The organism is Streptomyces sp. NPDC056160 (assembly GCF_042268205.1).
GTDB lineage: Bacteria > Actinomycetota > Actinomycetes > Streptomycetales > Streptomycetaceae > Streptomyces.
Genome location: NZ_JBHJUW010000042.1, coordinates 15,433 through 34,461 on the forward strand (window position 1 = coordinate 15,433; position 19,029 = coordinate 34,461).

The window sequence follows — 19,029 nt, forward strand, 5'->3', positions numbered from 1 at the left end:
GGCTCTCCGTTCTGGATTCTCCGTGCTGCCTTCTGCCTCCTGTCTTCCGCGTTGCGCGTTCTGCGGTGAGCCAGGCGCCCGTCCGGGAGGTCGAGCGCGCGGCCGGTGCACGGCGTGGCGCGGGCCCCGCACACCGTGGGGCAGTGCGGGACCCGCCGAGCCGGAGCCCCGGGTCCGTACGGGGTCAGGAGCCGTACGGACCCGAAGGCGCCGGAACCCGGGTACGCGCCTCAGCTGCTGCGCCGGGTCACGAACTCGGCCAGCGCCAGCAGGCCCCCGGCGGCGGCGGGGTCCGGGACTGCGCGGGAGAGTTCGTGAACGGCCCGGGCCATCCGGTCGGCCGCCTGGGACTGCGCCCAGTCCCGGCCACCGGCCCGCTCCACCACCAGTGCGGCGCGCTCCTCCTCTCCTTCCTGGTGGGGCCGGGCGTACAGCTCGGCGAGTTCCTCGGCGGCCGGGGTGCCGGAGGTCAGCGCGGCGACCACGGGCAGGGACTTCTTGCGTGCGGCGAGATCGGCGCCGGCCGGCTTGCCGGTGCGCCGGGGGTCGCCCCATATGCCGATCACGTCGTCGATGAGCTGGAACGCCAGTCCCGCCTGCCGGCCGAACGCGTCCAGCGCCTCCACCTCGTCCTCGCCCGCCCCCGCGTACAGCGCCCCGGCGGCGCAGGCGCAGCCGATCAGCGCCCCGGTCTTGGCCTCGGCCATGGCGAGCACCTCGCAGAGGGCGACCTGATCGGGCGGCCGGCGCTCCAGGGCGGTGTCCGCGTGCTGCCCCGCGCACAGCTCGACGACACAGGACGCGAGCCGGACTGCGACCGCCCTGGCCGCCGGATGCGGATCCTCGGCGAGCATCCGCAGGGCCAGCGCCTGCAGGGCGTCCCCGGCGAGGATGGCGTCGGCGTCGCCGAACACCGACCAGACCGTGGGCCGGTGGCGGCGGGTGGCGTCCCGGTCCATCACGTCGTCGTGCAGCAGCGTGAAGTTGTGGACCAGCTCCACCGCCGCCGCGGCCCGGGCGGCGGCCGCTCTCGCCCGCGGGCCGCCGAGCGCGGCGGCCGCGGTGAGGACCAGTGCCGGGCGGATCGCCTTGCCCGCGTGTCCCGCGGTGGGTGTGCCGTCCGCGCCCTCCCAGCCGAAGTGGTAGCGCGCGACCCGGCGCATGGAGGCGGGCAACGAGGCCACCGCCGAGCGCAGTTCCGGGTCGAACGACCGCCGCGCCTGTTCGAGGATCCCTGCCGCGTCCTGCCCGTCGGACACCCCCTCGACGTCGGTGACGGCGCTCTCCGGTCCGTCGAGGCGGTCCGTGCCGACGGGCCGGGGCAGCGACTCCACGGGTACCGCCCCTGCCTGCCGCGCCGTCGCCGCGGTGCGGCGCGCACCGGGCGGGCGTGGTGTCGTCCCCGTCATGAACTCGACCATCCGCTTCCCCTCGGACAGTTGGCGATCAGTGGCGTCCGCGCCCGCGGCTCCGGGCGCGCACCGCCGGGGTGTACTACCCGGGTCCCGGGGCGGGGACACCGCGAGCCGGCGAGGGGCCTCAGCGCCAACGACCGACCTCGACGTTCTCCAGCACGCCCAGCGCGTCCGGCACCAGCACGGCCGCCGAGTAGTAGGCCGTCACCAGGTACTTGATGATGGCCTGCTCGTTGATGCCCATGAAGCGCACGGACAGGCTCGGCTCGATCTCGTCCGGGATGCCCTTGGCCCGCAGCCCGATGACGCCCTGGTCCTCCTCGCCGGTGCGCAGCGCGATGATCGAGCTGGTCCGGGCGTCGGTGACCGGGATCTTGTTGCACGGGAAGATCGGCACCCCGCGCCAGGTGGGGATGCGGTTGCCGCCCATGTCGATGGTCTCGGGAACCAGCCCCCGCTTGTTCAGCTCACGGCCGAACGCGGCGATGGCGCGTGGGTGGGCGAGGAACAACTTGGTGCTGCGGCGCCGGCTGAGCAGCTCGTCCATGTCGTCGGGGCCCGGCACGCCGTCGTGCGGTTGGATCCGCTGGTCGTACTCGCAGTTGTGGAGCAGGCCGAAGTCGCGGTTGTTGATCAGCTCGTGCTCCTGGCGCTCCTTCAACGCCTCGACGGTGAGCCGGAGCTGCTGCTCCGTCTGGTTCATCGGCTGGTTGTAGAGGTCGGCCACGCGGCTGTGGATCCGCAGGACGGTCTGGGCGATGCTCAGCTCGTACTCACGGGGCCTGGCCTCGTAGTCCACGAAGGTGTGCGGGATGTCCGGCTCGCCGCTGTGCCCGGCGGCGAGGGCTACCTCCTTCTCGCCGTACTTGTTGGTGCGCTGCCCGGGGATCGAGCGCAGTTGCCTCAGGTGGGCGCCCAGCGAGTCGGCGCGCTCGGCGACCTGCTGGAAGTCGTCGCGGGACAGGACGAGCACGGTGCAGGTGGTGGCGGCGCGGACCGTGTGGTCCCAGATGGCGTCGTGGTCCAGCAGCGCCTGCTCGCCGAAGTAGGCGCCGTCGGCGAGGACACCGAGGACCTGGTCGTCGCCGTACGGGCCGGTGCCGACCTTCTCCGCCCGGCCGTGCGCGAGCAGGTAGACCTCCTCGGACTGGTTGCCGAAGGAGGCGATCACCTGGCCTGCTTCGATCTCCCGCTGCGTGCAGCGCTGGGCCAGTTCGGAGAGCACGTCGTCGTCCTCGTACCCGCGCAGCGCCGGCAGTTCGCCGAGTTCGGCGGGGATCACCTCGACGCGGTCGCCGGTCTTCACGAAGGTGACCCGGCCGTCGCCGACCGCGTACGTGAGGCGCCGGTTGACCCGGTACGTGCCGCCCTGCACCTCGGTCCACGGCAGCATGCGCAGCAGCCAGCGCGAGCTGATCTCCTGCATCTGGGGTACGGACTTGGTGGTGGTGGCCAGGTTCCGCGCGGCCGCGGTGCCGAGGCTCTGCTGCGGCCGGTCCTGTTCCGTGCGGACCTCATCGCCTACCGACATAGAGAATTGCCCTCCCGCTCATGCCCGGCCCGATCGGAGCCGGGCATCGATTCGCGAGGACCAGCCTTCCATCACGTAACGTGTCCGTGCTATTACACGAAAGAGCGGGAATGGAAGGCGTGCGGCCCGGGCACACATGGGGATCCCGCTCGGCGCGGGCATGGGTTTTCGGCCGGAGGCGGGCCGCGCCCACGCACTCGAGACCTCTGCGCCCGCACCCCCCGCGGGGCGCGGCTGCGCCGGGGACAATGGGCGGATGACCAGCCCCGCCGCCCCCGATCCCGCCGCGCTCTCCCCGAGGCTCCCCTCGCCGTTGCAGGAACTGGGCGACGACCGGTTCGCCCGGCGTGGACTGCGCCTGCTGCTCAAGCGGGACGATCTGATCCACCCGGAGCTGACCGGGAACAAGTGGCGCAAACTCGCCCCGAACCTGCGGGCGGCCGCCGGACGGACCGTCGTGACCTTCGGCGGCGCCTACTCCAACCATCTGCGGGCGACCGCGGCGGCGGGCCGTCTCCTCGGCGTGCCCACGGTCGGCGTGGTCCGCGGCCAGGAGCTGGCCGACCGTCCCCTCAACCCCTCTCTGGCCCGGTGCGCGGCCGACGGCATGCGTCTGCACTTCGTGGACCGGTCGACGTACCGGCGCAAGGCCGAACCGGCGACGCTGGCGGCCGTCCTGCGCGCGGTCGGGGTCCCCGGCGCGCACGTGGTGCCCGAGGGCGGCAGCAACGTGCTCGCGGTCCACGGCTGTACGGCGCTCGGCGCGGAGCTGGGCGACCGGGCCGACGTCGTCGCCGTCGCCTGCGGCACCGGCGGCACCCTCGCCGGACTCGCCGCCGGGCTGCCGGAGGGCGGGCGCGCCCTGGGCATACCGGTCCTCAAGGGCGGCTTCCTGGACACCGCGGTGCAGGCCCTGCAGGAAGAGGCCTTCGGCGCCCGGCGCGGCACGTGGTCCCTCGACGACCGCTTCCACTTCGGCGGTTACGCCCGTCCCGCCCCCGAACTCGACGCCTTCGCCGGGGACTTCGCCGCCCGGCACGGCGTCCCCGTCGAGCGGCTGTACGTCGCCAAGCTGCTGTACGGCCTGCTCACCCTGGCCGAGGAGGGCGCCTTCGCGCGCGGGACGACGATCGCCGCCGTCGTGACGGGCCGGCCCTTCCCGTCGTAGCCGCGGCCCCTCGGGTGGCGGGCGCCTTGAACCGGAGACCCGGAAGCGGAAGGCCGGAAGCGGGAAACCGGAAGCCGGGACAACCGCACCGCCGACCGGGGGAGGCTACGCGGCTTCCCGGTACGCGGCCGCCTCCTCCAGGTCCAGCCTGCGCAGCAGCGTGCGCAGCATCTCGTCGTCGATGTAGCGGCCGTCCCGCAGGCGTACGAAGACGGCGCGCTCGGCGCTGATCATGTCCCGGGAGAGCCTGCGGTAGGTGTCGTCGACCGATTCGCCGGTGACCGGGTTGGTCTGGCCGAGGCGTTCCCACACGGCGTTGCGGCGGCGTTCCAGGACCGAGCGGAGCCGGTCGGCCAGGGGGGGCGGGAGGGTGTTGCGCTCGTCGGTGAGCAGTTCCTCCAGTCGCTGTTCGGCGGCCCGGGAAGCCTGCGCCTGGGCGTTCGCCTCGGCGAGCGTGGCGGCCTGTGCGTCGTGGCCGGGGAGCTTCAGCAGGCGGATCAGCGGCGGCAGGGTCAGGCCCTGCACCACCAGCGTCCCGATGACCGTCGTGAAGGTGAGGAAGAGGATCAGGTTCCGCTGCGGGAAGGGGCCTCCGCCGTGCACCGTGAGCGGGATGGAGAAGGCGATGGCCAAGGACACCACGCCCCGCATCCCGGCCCACGCGGTGACCATCGCGCCTCTCCAGGTGGGGTTCTCCTCACGTTCGCGCACCCGCCGCAGCAGCAGCCTGGGCAGGAACGTCGCCGGGTACACCCACACGAACCGGGTGACCACGACCACGAGGAAGACGGCGACGGCGTACCAGGCGGCCGCGGCGCCGGCGTACTCCTCCAGCCCGCTCAGGACGATCGGCAGTTGCAGTCCGATGAGGGCGAACACCGCCGACTCCAGGACGAAGGCGACCATCTTCCACACCGCCTCCTCCTGGAGCCGGGTGGCGAAGTCGACCTCCCACGCGCGGTGACCGAGGTAGAGGGCGACCGTGACGACCGCGAGGACGCCGGAGGCGTGCACCTGCTCGGCGATGCCGTAGGCGACGAACGGGATCAGCAGGGAGAGCGTGTTCTGCAGCAGCGCTTCTTTCAGATGGGTGCGCAGCCAGTGCAGCGGCGCCATCAGCACCACTCCGACACCGACCCCGCCGACCGCCGCGACGAGGAACTCCTCGACCCCCCCGGACCAGGTCGCGCCCTCGCCGACGGCCGCCGCGAGGGCCACCTTGTAGGCGGTGATCGCGGTGGCGTCGTTGAGCAGGGACTCGCCCTGGAGGATCGTGGTGATGCGCGAGGGCAGGCCGACGCGGCGGGCCACCGCCGTCGCCGCGACCGCGTCCGGCGGCGCCACCACGGCGCCCAGCACCAGCGCCGCCGTCAGCGGCAGACCCGGCACGATCAGGTAGGCGGCCCAGCCGACCACGAAGGTCGCGAAGAGCGCGTACCCCACCGAGAGCAGCGCCACGGGCCGCAGTTGCGCACGCAGGTCGAGGTAGGAGCTGTCGGCGGCGGACGTGTACAGCAGCGGGGGCAGCAGCAGCGGCAGGACCACCTCGGGGTCGAGGGTGTAGTCCGGCACCCCGGGGACGTAGGAGACCGCCAGCCCCGCGGCGACCAGCAGCAGCGGTGCGGGCACCGGGGTGCGCCGGGCGGCCCCGGCCACCACGGCGCTGCCCGCCACCAGCAACAGCAGCGGCATCACGTCCATCGTCCTCGCCCACCCATCGTCTCGTCCCACCCGCTTCGTCCCGCGCGGTCATCCGCGCGGACGTCGTAATCTGGCAATCATGAAACAGTGCACGCACTCCGACGCGCTGCCGCGTCCGGAGCCCGATCCCCGCAGCGAGACGTGCCCGGAGTGCCTGCGGGACGGCACTCACCCGGTGCAGCTGCGGCTGTGCCTGACCTGTGGGCACGTGGGATGCTGCGACTCGTCGCCGGGGCAGCACGCCACGAACCACCACAAGGAGACCGGGCACCCGGTGATGCGGACCTTCGAGCCCGGGGAAGACTGGCGTTGGTGCTTCCTGGACCACGTCCTGGTGTGACCGGGTCTTCGGACGGTTCGACCGTCTGACGTGTGGGTACGTCAACCCGGCGCGCGTTGCTCCCATTTGGATCCGCCGAACCCCTAGCCACGGAGCGTATCCGTAGGTTTACTATGAGTGACAGAAAGGGGTCGGGGTCCCGGGACAGGAATGTCGAGGGCGCGGTAGCGTCACCGCTGGACCATGAATCGTGTGCCCCGGGGGGCGACCCTCGGCCCGAGAGAGCTTGTAGAGCTTGTACCACCTTGGAGGTGAGGGTGTCCCAGATCGCAGGCGAGCCCGCGGCGAACCAGGACTTCGTGGAAGTCCGGCTGCCGGCTGCGGGTGCCTACCTGTCGGTGCTGCGGACGGCCACGGCCGGCCTGGCGGCCCGTTTGGACTTCACCCTCGACGAGATCGAGGACCTGCGCATCGCGGTGGACGAGGCCTGCGCCATCCTGCTTCAGCAGGCCGTGCCCGGCTCGGTGCTCAGCTGTGTCTTCCGGCTGGTCGACGACTCCCTGGAGGTCACCGTCTCCGCCCCGACCACGGACGGTCACGCCCCCTCGCGGGACACCTTCGCCTGGACCGTCCTGTCGGCCCTGGCGGGCAAGGTCTCCTCCGCCGTGGACGACGACAAGACCGTTTCGATCAGCCTCTACAAACAGCGCGGCGCGGGACCCGGGCCGGCGTGACGAACGGGGACGGGCCGGTGCGGGACGAAGAGCGCGGCACACGGGAGCTGCCGGCCGAGGGCGTCACCTCGCCTCGCGCCGACGCGGCCGGGAGCCCTTCCGGGGGCGTCCCGGGTGGTCCGGCGGAGCCTTCGCGGCCCACGGGCGGCATCGACGGCATCCCCGAACAGGCCAGACCGCACCCGGACGACGAAACCCCGCGGTCCGGTCGTGCGGGCGGGGCTCCGCGGGGGCGGGACGACGCCGTGCAGGGCACGCCTCCACCGGTACGGGGCGAAGCCTCCGCCGGCCACGGGGGTCCCCCCGCCCGGTCCTCACGGCCGGGGGCGGGCCAGGAGGCGAGGGCTCGGGGAAGGGCGACGGGCGGGACGATGAGCGAGCACGAGCGATACTCCGAGGACGCCGCGCAGGGCGCCCCGAGCGTGCACGGCACGCGGCACGACCCCCATGACCGCAGCGGCGCACGCGCGATGTTCGTCGAGCTGCGCGCGCTGAAGGAGGGCAGCCCCCAGTACGCGGAGCTGCGCAACCAGCTGGTCCGGATGCACCTGCCGCTCGTCGAGCACCTCGCGCGCCGCTTCCGCAACCGCGGCGAGCCGCTGGACGACCTCACCCAGGTCGCCACCATCGGGCTGATCAAGTCGGTCGACCGGTTCGACCCGGACCGCGGCGTGGAGTTCTCGACGTACGCGACCCCGACGGTCGTCGGCGAGATCAAGCGGCACTTCCGGGACAAGGGCTGGGCGGTGCGCGTGCCGCGCCGGCTCCAGGAGCTGCGCCTCTCCCTCACCACGGCGACGGCCGAGCTGTCCCAGTTGCACGGCCGCTCCCCCACGGTGCACGAGCTGGCCGAGAAGCTCGCCATCTCCGAGGAGGAGGTCCTGGAGGGCCTGGAGTCGGCCAACGCCTACTCCACGCTGTCCCTGGACGTCCCCGACACCGACGACGAGTCCCCGGCGGTCGCGGACACCCTCGGCGCGGAGGACGAGGCGCTGGAGGGCGTGGAGTACCGCGAGTCGCTGAAGCCGCTGCTGGAGGACCTCCCGCCGCGCGAGAAGCGCATCCTGCTGCTGCGCTTCTTCGGCAACATGACCCAGTCGCAGATCGCGCAGGAGGTCGGTATCTCGCAGATGCACGTCTCGCGGCTGCTGGCCCGCACCCTGGCCCAGCTGCGGGAGAAGCTCCTGGTGGAGGAGTAGGCGCACAGGCGCCGCAGCCGCCACGGGGCTGCCCCACTGCGGCAGGCGAGGGGCTAACGCTGCTCGCTCTCCCGGGCTCGGCCCGGTCCCCGGATGCCGAGGGCGCGGGTCGTCGCCGGGTTGACGAGCAGGACCAGCGAGCCCACGGCCACGACCGCGAGCACGATGCCCGCGGGAATGGCCACGCTGTCCGCCTGGAGCAGGCTGTAGGCGACGGGCAGCGCCATGATCTGGGTGATGACCGCCGGCCCCCGGCTCCAGCTGCGCCGCAGCAGCAGCCCGCGGGCGGCCAGCAGCGGCAGCAGCGCCAGCACGAGCACGGTGATCCCGCCGGTGACGGCCTGCTGCCGGTCGCCGCCGTCGCCAGTGAGGCCGAGGACCAGCATCCAGACGCCGCCCGCGAGCAGCGCGAGCCCCTCCAGCCCGCACAGCGCCGCCGCGGCCGTCAGCCGTCCTGGGCACGGCCCGGAGGCGTCCGTGGTGTCGGTACGGGGGTTCTGCTCACTGCTCACCCCAGAAGGGTAGCCCTCGTCGCACGGACCACCGTGTCCAGGCTCACGCCCGTCCCTCTTACCCGATCCCTACCTCGGCCTGGGCCGAGTACTCCTCGGTAGGTACGCTGCTGACCATGCGTGCACTTCTCGTGGTCAATCCGGCGGCAACCACCACAAGCGCACGTACGCGCGACGTCCTGATCCACGCCCTCGCCAGCGAGATGAAGCTGGACGCGGTCACCACCCAGTACCGCGGCCACGCGCGCGACCTGGGCCGGCAGGCCGCCGATAGCGACGACGTCGACCTGGTCGTGGCCCTCGGCGGCGACGGCACGGTCAACGAGGTGGTGAACGGCCTGCTGCACCGGGGCCCGGACCCCGAGAACCTGCCCCGCCTGGCAGTGGTGCCGGGAGGCTCCACCAACGTCTTCGCACGCGCCCTGGGGCTGCCCAACGACGCCGTCGAGGCGACCGGCGCGATCCTGGACGCCCTGCGCGACGGCAGCGAGCGCACGGTCGGGCTGGGGCTCGCGTCCGGGACGCCGGGCACCGACGACGCGGCGGTCCCCGAACGCTGGTTCACCTTCAATGCCGGGCTCGGCTTCGACGCGGGCGTGGTCGGGCGGGTGGAGCAGCAGCGCGAGCGCGGCAAGAAGTCCACGCACGCCCTGTACGTGCGCCAGGTGCTGCGCCAGTTCTTCGGGGAGCCGAACCGCCGGCACGGCGCGATCACCCTGGAGCGGCCCGGCGAGGACCCGGTCGCCGACCTGGTGGTGGCGATAGTGTCGAACACCTCGCCGTGGACCTATCTGGGCAACCGTCCGATGTACACGTCCCCCCGGGCATCGTTCGACACGGGCCTCGACGTGCTGGGTCTCAGCCGTCTGTCCACGGCGGCCGTCGCCCGGTATGGCACCCAGTTGCTCACTTCGTCCCCGGAGCGCGGACCGCAGGGCAGACACGCCCTGTCGCTGCACGACCTGAGCAGCTTCACCTTGCATTCGAAGGCGCCCCTCCCCCTTCAGATGGACGGTGACCACCTGGGACTGCGCACGAGCGTGACGTTCACAGGCGTACGCCGTGCACTGCGTGTGATTGTGTGAGTGGAAGGGCCGAAAGTCCTTTCACTCGAACGTTTAGGCCAGGATCCACCCCATGGAAGTACGGCTGTGACCTAGTCGACACCGAGGAATCCAAAAAAAGTTTCCGGAAGGGGTTGTATCCGCCGCCGAGGTTTGCGAATCTCTACATGGCGATCGGGACGGCCCCCACACCGGGCCCCGGAGATCGCCGGAACCCCTCTTCAATCCACAGGACCACGCCAGGGAAACCTGACGGTCGGCCCTTCACTTGTTGAGGGATTCGTGAAAGCGTTCACATTCACAAGCAACTTGCACGTAATACCAAGGAGAGGTAGCAGCCATGGACTGGCGTCACAACGCCGTTTGCCGCGAGGAAGACCCCGAGCTCTTCTTCCCCATCGGCAACACCGGTCCTGCGCTGCTGCAGATCGAGGAAGCCAAGGCCGTCTGCCGTCGCTGCCCGGTTATGGAGCAGTGCCTGCAGTGGGCGCTCGAGTCCGGCCAGGACTCCGGCGTCTGGGGTGGTCTCAGCGAGGACGAGCGCCGCGCGATGAAGCGCCGCGCCGCCCGCAACCGGGCCCGTCAGGCCTCCGCCTGACCACAGCCACCCCGCTGACAGCCTGAGCTTGGCGGCGCGTACAGCGCGTACGCAACCCCCGCCCCCGAGCCGCAGCGCGCAGTACCCCCGATGCTCCCCCGGGCTCTTCGAGCAAGGGGCACCCCCATCGCGATGGGGCAGCAACGAGCGACTGGCCCCGGACCCGCAAAGGTCCGGGGCCTTTTGCTGTGCTTCCGGGCTTTCGGTGTCCCTCCGGGCTGCTGCGGAGCCTCCGGGCTTTTCCCGCACCCGGTACCGAGGAGTACCCGTCCCGCGGAGCGACCGCGCCGCCCCGCCGGTGAACCGCTCCCCCGCGCCGCCTACTTGGGCGTCGTCACCGGGATGTCGAGCACCACGCGCGTGCCCCGCCCGGGCGCCGGGACCATGTCGAAGGTGCCGCCCAACTCGCCCTCGACCAGGGTGCGTACGATCTGCAGACCGAGGTTGCCGGAGCGGTGCGGGTCGAACTCCTCGGGCAGTCCCACGCCGTCGTCCTGGACGGTGACGAGCAGACGACCCTCACGCGTGGTGCCGCCGCGGACCGCGGAGACCTCGACGGTGCCCGTGTCACCCTGGCGGAACCCGTGTTCCAGGGCGTTCTGCAGGACCTCGGTCAGCACCATCGACAGCGGAGTGGCGACCTCGGCGTCCAGGATCCCGAACCGGCCGCTGCGCCGGCCGGTGACCTTGCCCGGGGAGATCTCCGCGACCATGGCCAGCACCCGGTCGGCGATCTCGTCGAACTCCACCCGCTCGTCCAGGTTCTGAGACAGCGTCTCATGCACGATCGCGATCGAACCGACGCGGCGGACCGCCTCCTCCAAGGCCTCCCGGCCGCGTTCGGACTCTATGCGCCGGGCCTGGAGCCGGAGCAGGGCGGCCACTGTCTGAAGGTTGTTCTTGACCCGGTGGTGGATCTCCCGGATCGTCGCGTCCTTGGTGATCAACTCGCGTTCACGGCGGCGCAGTTCGGTGACGTCACGGAGCAGGACCAGCGAACCGATGCGGGTCCCCTTGGGTTTGAGCGGGATGGCCCGGAACTGGATCACCCCGTCATGGGCCTCGATCTCGAACTCGCGCGGCGCCCAGCCGCTCGCCAGCTTCACCAGCGCCTCGTCCACCGGGGCACGGGAGGGGGCCAGTTCGGCGGTGGCCTCGCCGAGGTGCTGGCCGACGAGATCGGCGGCGAGGCCGAGGCGATGGTAGGCGGAGAGCGCGTTCGGTGAGGCGTACTGGACGACGCCGTCCACGTCCAGCCTGATCAGACCGTCCCCGACCCGCGGGGAGGCGTCCATGTCGACCTGCTGGTCGGGGAAGGGGAACGAACCGGCCGCGATCATCTGCGCCAGGTCCGAGGCGCTTTGCAGATACGTCAGTTCCAGCCTGCTCGGGGTACGCACGGTGAGCAGGTTGGTGTTGCGCGCGATGACACCGAGGACACGTCCCTCGCGCCGTACGGGGATGGACTCGACCCGGACCGGCACCTCCTCGCGCCACTCCGGATCGCCCTCGCGGACGATGCGCCCCTCGTCGAGCGCCGCGTCGAGCATCGGGCGCCGGCCCCGCGGGACGAGGTGACCGATCATGTCGTCCTGGTAGGAGGTCGGACCGGTGTTGGGCCGCATCTGGGCTACGGAGACATAGCGGGTGCCGTCCAGGGTGGGAACCCACAGCACCAGGTCGGCGAAGGAGAGGTCGGAGAGCAGCTGCCACTCCGAGACCAGCAGGTGGAGCCACTCGAGATCCGAGTCGTCGAGGGCGGTGTGCTGGCGTACGAGTTCGTTCATGGAGGGCACGTCTGCGAGCGTACCCGGGCGTTTGTACGGTTTCGAAATACCCGGCGGTGCGGAGGCCGGGGGCTGCGGCCGTCGGTCCGGCTCCGAAGACACCCGCGGGCCGCGGCGCCTGGGAGGGACCCTCAACCCTCCCGGCACCGCAGCCCGGAGCAACATCGGCCGTGGGGTGTGCGGTCCCGGTCGGCCGAAGGATGAGGAGCCGGAGCAGTCAGGGCAGAGAGCACCGGTTCCTCGGTCCGTCCTCCTGTGCGGGGAGAACGGAGGTTCGCGTGTTCACCTCACGTGCGCGCAAGCGCCGCGTGCGTACTGCTGTTCGGGGTCCCACTCGATTCTGGACTAGACCACTTGCGCCTGTCCATGAGCGGGAAGCCGTTCGTTGTGCTTTCTTCATCGCTCTTCGTCGAACGGCCGGGCGGGGACCGGCCGGCCCCGAGGACGGACGCCAGGCGTTCGCCACGGAGCAGCCTAGCCCGCCCGGCTCAGCCACGGGGCCAGATGGTCAGGGCAATTTCCGCGAGCGCCTCCAGGTCCGTGCGGCTCGCCCCGTCGCGCGCCTGCTGGGACATGCCCTGGATGACCGCCCCGACGAACCGGGCCAGCGCGCCGGTGTCGGTGCCCGCGGGCAGCTCCCCGGCGGCGACGTCCGCCCGCATACGACTCTCGAACGCCGCGATGTTCTCGTTGCGCCGCGCACGCAGGGACTCCTCGACCTCGGGGGTCGTGCAGTGGGTGGCCGCGTGGATGACCAGGCAGCCGTGCGGGCGGCCCGGGGCGGTGTACTCGGCCGCCGCCTCGCGCAGGGTCCGCTCGACGGCGGCGCGGGCCGAGGGTTCCTCGGCCAGGGCGCGGGCGCCGAAGGACCCGTAGCGCTCGCCGTAGTCCCGCACCACTTCGGCGAAGAGTGCCTGCTTGTCGCCGAAGGCCGCGTACAGGCTGGGGGCGCCGATGCCCATGGCGCGAGTGAGGTCCGAGACGGAGGTGCCCTCGTACCCGTGCTCCCAGAAGGCGAGGACCGCCTTCTCCAGGGCTGTCGCCCGGTCGAACGAGCGGGGCCGGCCGCGCCGCCTGGCGGCGGGCACACCCCCTCCGACTTCTCCCGCACCCGCACCGACCTGCCCTTCTGCCTCCTGCTTCGCCACCATGGAGTGATTTTATAGCGGACACTAGAGAAATGACAGCAGGCTGCTGTACGGTCTTTCTGTAGCGACCGCTAGGTAAATCGGGAGGGGCTTCACGTGGGGACGGACATGCACTCGGGCGCGGCAAGCGGCACGGACCGGGCGGCGGGGCCGCTCGCGGGCCGGACCGCGCTGGTCACGGGGGCGAGCAGGGGTATCGGACGGGGCGTGGCCGAGCGGCTGGCGCGGGACGGCGCGCGCGTCGCCGTGCATTACGGGAACAACGAAGCGGCGGCCAAGGACACGGTGGGCGCGATCGAGGCGGCCGGCGGCTCGGCGTTCGCGATCGGCGCGGAACTGGGAAGACCCGGCGACGCCGAGGCGCTCTGGAGGGAGTTCGACCAGCACGCGGACGGCCTGGACATCCTGGTGAACAACGCCGGGATCGGCACGTCACGTCCGCTGGAGGAGATCGGTGAGGAGGAGTACGACCGGGTCTTCGCGGTGAACACCAAGGCGCCGTTCTTCATCGTCCGGCAGGGCCTGGGGCGGCTGCGTGATGGTGGCCGGGTCGTCAACATCTCCTCCGGCCTCGCCCGCACCGCGGTCATGCCCGACAAGGTGGCCTACGCGATGACGAAGGCCGCGCTCGATGTGTTCACCCGGGACCTGTCCAAGCTGCTGGGGCCCCGAGGCATCACCGTCAACTCGGTGGCACCGGGCCTCATAGACACCGACAACACGGCCGAGCTGCTGCACGCAACACCGGGCGGCTGGGACCGGGCGGCGGCGATATCGGCACTCGGCCGAGTGGGCGCGCCGGCCGATGTCGCGGACGTGGTGGCGTTCCTCGTCTCCGACGCGGGGCGATGGGTGACGGGGAGCTGGGTGGACGCGACGGGGGGCTCGCTGATGTAGGGCCGGGGCGACGGGCTGCCGGAACGTGAGGTGGTGAGAGGGGGGAGGTGACCTGGAGGTTCGCGGGCCGAGGGCGGGGAGCACAGCACAGAGGGGCTCGGGCCGAAGGGGTCCGGGCAGCGGGGAGGGCGCAGGTCCGAAGGGAGTGAGGCAAGGGGCGTGGCGGGCCCGTCAAGAGGGGGTGTGACGGGCCCGGGAGGAGGGGGTGTGAAGGGACGGGGAGGAGGGGGTAGGCCGCTTCGTGCGGGTCGGGTCTCGGCAACCCGATTCTGCTAGATTGGTCTAAACCACACGACCCCTCCTTTCCGGGTCCGGTCCCCTTCTCGGCTCTCCTCAGATCGGCAGGCCCAGCGTGGAAGTTGTCATCGTTCCCGATGCCAGGGCGGGCGGCGAGCTCATCGCCGAGGCCATGGCGCAGCTGCTGCGGCGGAAGCCCGGCGCCCTGCTCGGCGTCGCCACGGGTTCCACTCCGCTGCCCGTCTACGAGGCGCTGGCGGCCAAGGTGCGCTCCGGTGCCGCGGACACCTCCCGGGCCCGGATCGCGCAGCTCGACGAGTACGTGGGGCTGCCCTCCGACCACCCGGAGTCCTACCGCTCCGTCCTGCGCCGCGAGGTGCTGGAGCCCCTGGGGGTCGGGATGGAGGCCTTCCTGGGACCCGACGGCACCGCCGACGACGTTCAGGCGGCCTGCGAGGCGTACGACAGGGCGCTGGTGGAGGCCGGCGGTGTGGACCTGCAACTGCTCGGGATCGGCACCGACGGGCACATCGGGTTCAACGAGCCGTGCTCGTCGCTCGCCTCACGGACGCGCATCAAGACGCTGACCGAGCAGACCCGTGTGGACAACGCGCGCTTCTTCGACGGCGATGTCGACCAGGTCCCGCACCACGTCATCACGCAGGGCATCGGCACGATCCTGGAGGCCCGGCACCTGGTGCTGCTGGCCACGGGCGAAGGCAAGGCGGACGCGGTCGCCGCGACCGTCGAGGGACCGGTCGCCGCGGTGTGCCCGGCCTCGGCGCTGCAGCTCCACCGGCACGCCACCGTCGTCGTCGACGAAGCCGCCGCCTCCAAGCTGAAGCTCGCCGACTACTTCCGCCACACCTACGCCAACAAGCCGCAGTGGCAGGGAATCTAGCGCGCACGCGCGACAGGCGAAGGCGCCGGTGCCCGGAGAGGGGCAACCGGCGCCTTCGCCGTACCGCCACGGGAGGACCGGGGGGCTCCCCACCCGGAGGAAGGCCCCCTACGCCGTACCGCCACCGGAGCACCCGGGAAGTCCCCGCCTCGGAGAAAGACCCCAAGACCCCTTCGCCGCACCGCCCCCGGAACGCCGGGGAAGGCCTCCCCACCCCGGAGGAAGCCCCCCTTCGCCGCACGGCCACCGGAACGCCGGGGAAAGCCTCCCCACCCCGGAGGAAGGACTCCCCGCTTCGGCGTACTGCTGCCGAAGCGCGGCGGGAGGGCCACCCGGTAAGGCCGCCGCCCGGGAGGTACCACCCGTGGGTCCCCCTCCGCAGGCGGGGCCACCGCCCCCCGCGCCTCACTCCCCCCGCCTCACTCCCCCGCGATGACCTCCGCCGCCGCCAGGCCGCAGACGCGGGCGGCGCCGTGGGTGGCGATGTGGAGTGAGCCCCTGGGGGGAGCCTGGGGGACGCCCATCTCGACGACGACCGTGTCGGGGCGGGCCGCGATCAGGGTGTCGAGGGCAGCCGACATCCAGGGGTGGCGGTGTTCGTCGCGGACCACGGCCACCACCCGCCGGTCGCCGGCCGCGGCCAGCGCCGCCTGCCCGGCGTCCTCGCCGCTGAAGCTGCCGGTCTCCGTGCCGGGCAGGAGGCGGCTCAGTTCCGCCGCCACGCCCCAGGGCGTCTCGGTGCCGACCGCGATGTTGGCGCCGGGGGCGAGGGCGGCGACGTAGGGCGGCCGACTGATCGGAGTGAACGTTTCAGCGACGGTGACCCGCAGGGCGCGGCGCGCCGCCCTCAGCCCGACCTCCGGGTCGGCGGGGGTGCGCGCCGCGGTGGCCGACGCGGCGGCGGTCCAGCGGGCGAGGGCGCGGACGCGTCCGGCGGCGTCCGCGAGCCGTTCCTCGGGCAGGTCGCCGGAGCGGACCGCGGTGACCAGAGCGTCGCGCAGTCGGCGCACGGTCTCCTCGTCCGCGAGACCGCCGCCCACGCAGATCGCGTCCGCACCGGCGGCGACGGCGAGGACACTGCCCCGCTCGATGCCGTAGGTGTCGGCGATGGCCTTCATCTCGACGGCGTCGGTGACGATCAGGCCCTCGTAGCCGAGTTCGCCGCGCAGGAGGTCGGTCAGCACGCGCGGGGACAACGTTGCCGGAAGATCCGGCTCCAGGGCCGGGACGAGGATGTGGGCGCTCATCACGGCTTTGGTGCCGGCGGCGATCGCCGCGCGGAACGGGGCCAGGTCGCGCGCCTGGAGCACCTCGGCGTCCACGTCGATGCGCGGCAGCGCGTGGTGGGAGTCGACCGCGGTGTCGCCGTGCCCGGGGAAGTGCTTGGTGCAGGCGGCCACGCCCGCCGCCTGGAGTCCGGTGACATAGGCGGCGGTGTGGCGGGCGACCAGGTCGGTGGAGGCACCGAAGGAGCGGACGCCGATGACGGGGTTGCCGGGGTTGGAGTTGACGTCGGCCGAGGGCGCCCAGTCGAAGTTGACGCCGCACTCGGCGAGCCGCCTGCCGAGTTCACGGGCGACGTCCTCCGTCAGCTCCACGTCGTCCACCGCGCCGAGCGCGTGGTTGCCGGGGAAGCTGGAGCCGGCGCGCACCTCGAGGCGTGTGACGTCGCCGCCCTCCTCGTCGATGGCGACCAGGACGTCCTCGCGTTCGGCGCGGAGCCGGGCGGTGAGGGCGGTCAGCTGTTCGGCCGTGGCGACGTTGCGGCCGAACAGGCCGACCGAGGCCAGCCCCTCACCGAGGTGGCGCAGCAGCCAGTCGGGTGCCGCGGTGCCGGTGAAGCCGGGCTGGAGAACGGTCAGCGCGTCGCGGGCGAGAGCGTCGTTCTGCGAGTTGGACGCAGTGGTGCCGCTGGCGAATGTCGTCATCGGGTGGCGTTATCCCTTCACGGCGCCCGCGGTCAGGCCCGCGGCCATCTTGCGCTGTACGAGGAGGAACAGAACGACGATCGGTACGGCCATCATGGTGGCTCCGGCCATCATCGGGGCGTATTCGGTGCCGTGCTTGGTGGTGAAGTTGCCGAGCCAGACAGTAGCGGTCTCGTGCTCCTGGCTCATCAGCATCAAGGCGTAGAGGTACTCGTTCCAGGCCTGGATGAAGCCGTAGACGGAGGTGGCGACCATGCCGGGGGCGAGCAGCGGGAAGACCACCCGGATGAAGGCGCCGGTGCGGGTGCAGCCGTCGACCATCGCCGCCTCCTCCAGCTCCTTGGGGATGTTGACGATGAAGCCGCGCAGCGTCCACACCGTGAAGGGGAGGATGAAGGTCAGGTACGTGATGATCAGGCCGGTCAGCTTGTCGTACTGACCCAGGTCGTTCAGCAGCAGGAAGATCGGGATGATCATGGCGACCAGCGGCACCATCTGCACCGCCAGGATGCCCACGATCACGATCTTGCGGCCGCGGAAGGCGAACCGGGAGATGGCGAGCGCGGCCAGCGTGCCGACGACCATGCCGACCACGACCACGACGAGCGAGACGATCAGGCTGCGCCCGACCGGCCCCCAGAAGTCGGCGATGTCCAGGGCGCGTTTGAAGTTGTCGAAGGTCAGGCCGGTCGGCAGCAGGCTGGGGTCCGGGTCGATGGCGTCCTTGGCCGGTTTGAACGCCGTGTTGAGCATCCAGTACAGCGGGAAGCCCAGGACGAGGAAGACCAGGAGGCCGAGCAGGTTCCAGCCGAGCTTCGGCGTCCGGCGGCGGCGCACCGCGGGGGCGGCGGCGTTCGTGCCGCTCAGGGTGCTCATTCGACCTCTCCGATCTTCAGCATCTGGCGCATGTACACGGCGACCACACCCAGCAGCAGCAACACGGTGACCAGTGCGATCGCCGAGCCCTGCCCGTAGTCGTTGACCACGAAGGCGCGGTCGTAGGAGTAGGTGTTGAGGATCTGGAACTCGGCCTCGGGGTGGCCGCCTCGCATGACGAACACCTGCGGGAAGACGCCCATGTCCCAGATGACCGACAGGGTCGTGAGCATCACGATGATCGGCTTGAGGATGGGCAGCGTGACGTAGCGGAAGACGCCCCACGCGCCGGCGCCGTCCAGCCGGGCGGCCTCCTCCATCTCCTTGGGCACCTGGGTCAGGCCCGCGCTGAGCGTGATGACGACGAAGGGGACGGCGCCCCACACCACGAGGAGCATGATCACGGCGAGACCCTGGGGACCGCTGGCGAACCAGTTGTGGCCGATCATGTCGACCCCGGGCAACTTGCTGACCAGCGCGTTGAGGATGCCGTAGTCCGAGTCGAAGATCCACTTGAAGACGGTGGTGGCGACGATGACGGGCATGCCCCAGCTCGCCACCAGGACGATGTTGATCAGCGTCTTCACCCAGCCGGAGACCCGCTGCTGGAGCAGGGCGAGCGCCATGCCGATGACCATGGTGAGGACCACGCAGCCGACGGCGAAGACGATCGTGCGCACGACGACCGCCCAGAAGTCGCCGTCACCGAGCACCTTGCCGAAGTTGTCGAACCCGACCCACTCGGCGCCCTGGAAGCCCCACAGCTGCGGCTGTCCGAACTTCTGGAAGGACAGGGTGACCAGGCGGACCAGCGGGTAGGCCATGACCAGGGCCAGGACCAGCAGGCAGGGCGCGAGGAGCAGCCATGGTGTCGCCGCGCCGCCCGACGTCCGGTGTCTGCGTGGCCGGTCCGCCGCGGCGGGTGGCGGCGCCTGCCGCGGTGGCGGCACCTTGGCAGGGGTGGTCGTGTCTGCGGCACTCATCGCGCGCTCCTCAGCGGTCCCTCAGGTGGTACGAAGGCGAAGCAAGGCAAAGCCGTGCACGGCCGCACGG

17 protein-coding genes are annotated in these 19,029 nt (G+C 71.7%); 8 read left to right on the forward strand and 9 right to left on the reverse strand.

From position 1 onward, the window contains the following. Window positions 1–230 precede the first annotated feature (230 nt). A complete protein-coding gene (locus tag ACFC02_RS17690; protein ID WP_376357498.1) occupies window positions 231–1,421 on the reverse strand; it encodes a family 2 encapsulin nanocompartment cargo protein polyprenyl transferase in 1,191 nt (396 codons plus the stop codon). Between the two features lie 118 nt (window positions 1,422–1,539). After that, window positions 1,540–2,946, reverse strand: a complete 1,407-nt coding sequence (locus ACFC02_RS17695; protein WP_376357500.1) for a family 2B encapsulin nanocompartment shell protein — start codon at window positions 2,944–2,946, stop codon at window positions 1,540–1,542. A gap of 256 nt (window positions 2,947–3,202) precedes the next feature. Here ACFC02_RS17695 and ACFC02_RS17700 point away from each other — a divergent pair, with 256 nt between their 5' ends. Further along, entirely contained in the window at window positions 3,203–4,114 is a 912-nt protein-coding gene (locus ACFC02_RS17700; RefSeq protein ID WP_376357502.1) for a 1-aminocyclopropane-1-carboxylate deaminase/D-cysteine desulfhydrase, read from the forward strand. Between the two features lie 105 nt (window positions 4,115–4,219). Here the strand turns inward: ACFC02_RS17700 and ACFC02_RS17705 are convergent, their stop codons facing one another. Next, window positions 4,220–5,815: a Na+/H+ antiporter gene (locus tag ACFC02_RS17705; protein WP_376357504.1), complete on the reverse strand. Its 1,596-nt coding sequence runs from the start codon at window positions 5,813–5,815 to the stop codon at window positions 4,220–4,222. 79 nt (window positions 5,816–5,894) lie between these two features. Here ACFC02_RS17705 and ACFC02_RS17710 point away from each other — a divergent pair, with 79 nt between their 5' ends. From ACFC02_RS17710 to ACFC02_RS17720, 3 genes are all read left to right on the forward strand, one after another. Further along, a complete protein-coding gene (locus ACFC02_RS17710; protein ID WP_360969444.1) occupies window positions 5,895–6,155 on the forward strand; it encodes a UBP-type zinc finger domain-containing protein in 261 nt (86 codons plus the stop codon). Between the two features lie 257 nt (window positions 6,156–6,412). Next, window positions 6,413–6,829, forward strand: a complete 417-nt coding sequence (locus tag ACFC02_RS17715) for an anti-sigma regulatory factor (protein WP_146465655.1) — start codon at window positions 6,413–6,415, stop codon at window positions 6,827–6,829. A 17-nt stretch (window positions 6,830–6,846) separates the two neighbouring features. Beyond that, window positions 6,847–8,028, forward strand: a complete 1,182-nt coding sequence (locus ACFC02_RS17720; RefSeq protein ID WP_376357567.1) for a SigB/SigF/SigG family RNA polymerase sigma factor — start codon at window positions 6,847–6,849, stop codon at window positions 8,026–8,028. A 53-nt stretch (window positions 8,029–8,081) separates the two neighbouring features. Here the strand turns inward: ACFC02_RS17720 and ACFC02_RS17725 are convergent, their stop codons facing one another. Continuing rightward, window positions 8,082–8,540, reverse strand: coding sequence for a hypothetical protein (locus ACFC02_RS17725; RefSeq protein ID WP_376357507.1), 459 nt, complete (start codon window positions 8,538–8,540; stop codon window positions 8,082–8,084). Between the two features lie 116 nt (window positions 8,541–8,656). On the opposite strand from ACFC02_RS17725, the gene ACFC02_RS17730 reads away from it, so the two are divergent. Together ACFC02_RS17730 and ACFC02_RS17735 are read left to right on the forward strand one after the other, a co-directional pair. Further along, on the forward strand, window positions 8,657–9,625 hold the full coding sequence (locus ACFC02_RS17730; RefSeq protein WP_360969448.1) for a diacylglycerol kinase family protein: 969 nt from the start codon (window positions 8,657–8,659) through the stop codon (window positions 9,623–9,625). Between the two features lie 319 nt (window positions 9,626–9,944). Continuing rightward, window positions 9,945–10,202, forward strand: a complete 258-nt coding sequence (locus ACFC02_RS17735; RefSeq protein WP_016639615.1) for a WhiB family transcriptional regulator — start codon at window positions 9,945–9,947, stop codon at window positions 10,200–10,202. A 320-nt stretch (window positions 10,203–10,522) separates the two neighbouring features. On the opposite strand, the gene ACFC02_RS17740 is transcribed toward ACFC02_RS17735, so the two are convergent. Beyond that, entirely contained in the window at window positions 10,523–11,989 is a 1,467-nt protein-coding gene (locus ACFC02_RS17740; protein ID WP_360969624.1) for a PAS domain-containing sensor histidine kinase, read from the reverse strand. Window positions 11,990–12,477: 488 nt separating this feature from the next. Further along, a complete protein-coding gene (locus ACFC02_RS17745; protein ID WP_376357510.1) occupies window positions 12,478–13,140 on the reverse strand; it encodes a TetR/AcrR family transcriptional regulator in 663 nt (220 codons plus the stop codon). A gap of 105 nt (window positions 13,141–13,245) precedes the next feature. On the opposite strand from ACFC02_RS17745, the gene ACFC02_RS17750 reads away from it, so the two are divergent. Next, window positions 13,246–14,034 (forward strand): SDR family oxidoreductase, encoded by a 789-nt coding sequence (locus ACFC02_RS17750; RefSeq protein WP_376357570.1) that lies wholly within the window; start codon window positions 13,246–13,248, stop codon window positions 14,032–14,034. A 352-nt stretch (window positions 14,035–14,386) separates the two neighbouring features. Beyond that, complete coding sequence (nagB, locus tag ACFC02_RS17755; protein ID WP_376357512.1) at window positions 14,387–15,172, forward strand: glucosamine-6-phosphate deaminase; 786 nt, start codon at window positions 14,387–14,389, stop codon at window positions 15,170–15,172. A 419-nt stretch (window positions 15,173–15,591) separates the two neighbouring features. Here nagB and ACFC02_RS17760 read toward each other — a convergent pair whose 3' ends face one another. From ACFC02_RS17760 to ACFC02_RS17770, 3 genes are read right to left on the reverse strand one after another with little or no spacing between them, the layout of a single operon-like run. Beyond that, a complete protein-coding gene (locus ACFC02_RS17760; protein WP_376357514.1) occupies window positions 15,592–17,100 on the reverse strand; it encodes a glycoside hydrolase family 3 protein in 1,509 nt (502 codons plus the stop codon). 9 nt (window positions 17,101–17,109) lie between these two features. Next, the gene (locus tag ACFC02_RS17765; protein ID WP_360969457.1) at window positions 17,110–17,976 is read right to left on the reverse strand and encodes a carbohydrate ABC transporter permease; all 867 of its coding nucleotides are present in this window, start codon (window positions 17,974–17,976) and stop codon (window positions 17,110–17,112) included. Then, window positions 17,973–18,959: a sugar ABC transporter permease gene (locus tag ACFC02_RS17770; RefSeq protein ID WP_360969459.1), complete on the reverse strand. Its 987-nt coding sequence runs from the start codon at window positions 18,957–18,959 to the stop codon at window positions 17,973–17,975. The genes ACFC02_RS17765 and ACFC02_RS17770 overlap by 4 nt, the downstream gene beginning before the upstream one ends. Window positions 18,960–19,029 lie beyond the last annotated feature (70 nt).

Coding starts and splice junctions, on each gene's coding strand:
- ACFC02_RS17700 (WP_376357502.1), top strand. CDS start 3,203: ATGACCAGCCCCGCCGCCCCCGATCCCGCCGCGCTCTCCCCGAGGCTC.
- ACFC02_RS17770 (WP_360969459.1), bottom strand. CDS start 18,959: ATGAGTGCCGCAGACACGACCACCCCTGCCAAGGTGCCGCCACCGCGG.
- ACFC02_RS17745 (WP_376357510.1), bottom strand. CDS start 13,140: ATGGTGGCGAAGCAGGAGGCAGAAGGGCAGGTCGGTGCGGGTGCGGGA.
- ACFC02_RS17690 (WP_376357498.1), bottom strand. CDS start 1,421: ATGGTCGAGTTCATGACGGGGACGACACCACGCCCGCCCGGTGCGCGC.
- ACFC02_RS17740 (WP_360969624.1), bottom strand. CDS start 11,989: ATGAACGAACTCGTACGCCAGCACACCGCCCTCGACGACTCGGATCTC.
- ACFC02_RS17695 (WP_376357500.1), bottom strand. CDS start 2,946: ATGTCGGTAGGCGATGAGGTCCGCACGGAACAGGACCGGCCGCAGCAG.
- ACFC02_RS17710 (WP_360969444.1), top strand. CDS start 5,895: ATGAAACAGTGCACGCACTCCGACGCGCTGCCGCGTCCGGAGCCCGAT.
- ACFC02_RS17735 (WP_016639615.1), top strand. CDS start 9,945: ATGGACTGGCGTCACAACGCCGTTTGCCGCGAGGAAGACCCCGAGCTC.
- ACFC02_RS17760 (WP_376357514.1), bottom strand. CDS start 17,100: ATGACGACATTCGCCAGCGGCACCACTGCGTCCAACTCGCAGAACGAC.
- ACFC02_RS17765 (WP_360969457.1), bottom strand. CDS start 17,976: ATGAGCACCCTGAGCGGCACGAACGCCGCCGCCCCCGCGGTGCGCCGC.
- ACFC02_RS17750 (WP_376357570.1), top strand. CDS start 13,246: ATGCACTCGGGCGCGGCAAGCGGCACGGACCGGGCGGCGGGGCCGCTC.
- ACFC02_RS17730 (WP_360969448.1), top strand. CDS start 8,657: ATGCGTGCACTTCTCGTGGTCAATCCGGCGGCAACCACCACAAGCGCA.
- ACFC02_RS17705 (WP_376357504.1), bottom strand. CDS start 5,815: ATGGACGTGATGCCGCTGCTGTTGCTGGTGGCGGGCAGCGCCGTGGTG.